The organism is Streptomyces sp. CO7 (assembly GCF_053474865.1).
Map to the genome: position 1 here is coordinate 207,740 of NZ_JBRIOU010000005.1, position 1,902 is coordinate 209,641.

2 protein-coding genes are annotated in these 1,902 nt (G+C 75.6%); both read left to right on the forward strand.

All coding sequences use genetic code 11. The annotated features are described in order from the left end of the window. Positions 1 to 276: 276 nt before the first annotated feature. Positions 277 to 1,056, forward strand: coding sequence for an HAD-IIA family hydrolase (locus ACOV8S_RS19395; RefSeq protein ID WP_351114107.1), 780 nt, complete (start codon positions 277 to 279; stop codon positions 1,054 to 1,056). A 126-nt stretch (positions 1,057 to 1,182) separates the two neighbouring features. Further along, positions 1,183 to 1,776, forward strand: coding sequence for a hypothetical protein (locus ACOV8S_RS19400; RefSeq protein WP_448319068.1), 594 nt, complete (start codon positions 1,183 to 1,185; stop codon positions 1,774 to 1,776). Positions 1,777 to 1,902 lie beyond the last annotated feature (126 nt).

Consider the following 1,902-nt stretch of genomic DNA (forward strand, 5'->3'; position numbering starts at 1 on the left):
CGCTCGCGCTCTCCCTCACCGCCGCCACGGCGTGGGCCCTCCGCCGCCGCCGCTCCTGAGGGCGCGATCCCGCCGGCCGGCTCCTCCCGAGGCCTTCCGCACCGGCCGCCCCGGGCGGGGGCGCGGCCCCGCGGACGTCCCCGGACCGAACGGGCCGTGTCCGCAGGTCGGACAGGTGCGGGCCAGGGGGAATACAGGGCGTCGGGACCTGGCTGGGGGTGGCAGGGGGCGCATAGGCTGGGGCCCCGGTGGCAGGAGAGGTTCAGGAGGCTGTGGATGTCCGAGCGCAAGCCCATCGAGTCGTGGCTCACGGACATGGACGGCGTGCTGATCCATGAGGGCGTCCCGATCCCGGGTGCCGAGGAGTTCATCAAGCGGCTGAAGGACAAGGACCGCCCGTTCCTGGTCCTCACCAACAACTCCATCTACACGCCCCGCGACCTCCAGGCGCGCCTGCGCAGGATGGGCCTGGACGTGCCGGTGGAGAACATCTGGACCTCCGCGCTGGCCACCGCCCAGTTCCTCGACGACCAGCGCCCCGGCGGCACCGCCTACGCGATCGGCGAGGCCGGCCTGACCACGGCGCTGCACGACATCGGCTACGTGCTCACCGACCACGACCCCGACTACGTCGTCCTCGGCGAGACCCGCACCTACTCCTTCGAGGCGATGACCAAGGCCGTCCGGCTGATCAACGCCGGCGCGCGGTTCATCGCCACCAACCCCGACGAGACCGGTCCCTCCACCGAGGGCCCGCTGCCCGCCACCGGCTCGGTGGCCGCGCTGATCACCCGGGCCACCGGCAAGCAGCCGTACTTCGCCGGCAAGCCCAACCCGCTGATGATGCGCACCGGCCTCAACCGCCTCGGCGCGCACTCGGAGAGCTCCGCGATGATCGGCGACCGGATGGACACCGACGTGCTGGCCGGCATGGAGGCCGGGCTGCGCACCTTCCTGGTGCTCACCGGTTCGACCGGCAAGGACCAGGTGGAGAACTACCCGTTCCGCCCCTCGGAGGTCGTCGCCTCGATCGCGGACATCGTCGACCTCGTCTGAGGCCGCCGCCCGGCGCGCGCTGCTCCGAACGGGCGGCGCGCACCCGTTCGTTCGTGGCATACCCGGCCCGCCCCCGATGCGGGACGGCGTGGTCCGGGGGAGCCTCCTGGTAACGGGAGGTTCGTGATGGGTGCACTACGTACGACGCTCAGCTGTGCGGGCGCCGCGGTGGCCGTCGCGCTCACCCCGGTGGCCGGCGCCTCCCTCACGGGGGACGGCGACGTGGCCGTGGCCCCGGTCGCGCCGCGTCCCGGCACCGACGTACGGGTGACCGTGAACGGCTGCGGCGGCCGCACCGGCACCGCCGCGTCCGACGCCTTCGTGGCCGAGGCCACGCTGACCGGCACCGGGACCGACGGCGCGCTCACCGGCGAGACCCGTGTCCGCACCGGCGCCCGGCCGGGCGCGTACCGGGTGCGGGTGCGCTGCGACGGCGTGCCCGAACGCTTCACCGAGGTGCGGGTGGCCGACGCCCGCGGTGACACCGTCGTCCCGGGACGCCCCGCCTCGCCGACCGCCCCGGTCCCGGCCGGCGGCGGCGGGCTCGCCCGTGCGGAGGCCGAGGCGAGGGCCCGCGCGGAGGCCGAGGCCGAGGCAGCCGCCCCGGGCGCCGCGCAGACGGTCACCGGAGTGGTCCTGGCCGGGGTGGCCGCCGCCGTCGTGGTGTTCCTGCCACGGACGGCCCGGACCGCCCGGAGGCGACGTGCGGGGCGACGATGACGGCCCGCGGCTCCCGCCTGCTGCCCGCCCTGACCTGGCTGACGCTGTTCGCGGCGACCCTCGTCTGGGCCGCGGAACTCACGGACCTCGACCCGCCCCCGGGGGAGGGCCGGCACGCCCCGGCGA

What these genes read in the sequence shown, in the direction of transcription:
- ACOV8S_RS19395 (WP_351114107.1), top strand. Translation starts at nt 277, where the DNA reads ATGTCCGAGCGCAAGCCCATCGAGTCGTGGCTCACGGACATGGACGGC.
- ACOV8S_RS19400 (WP_448319068.1), top strand. Translation starts at nt 1,183, where the DNA reads ATGGGTGCACTACGTACGACGCTCAGCTGTGCGGGCGCCGCGGTGGCC.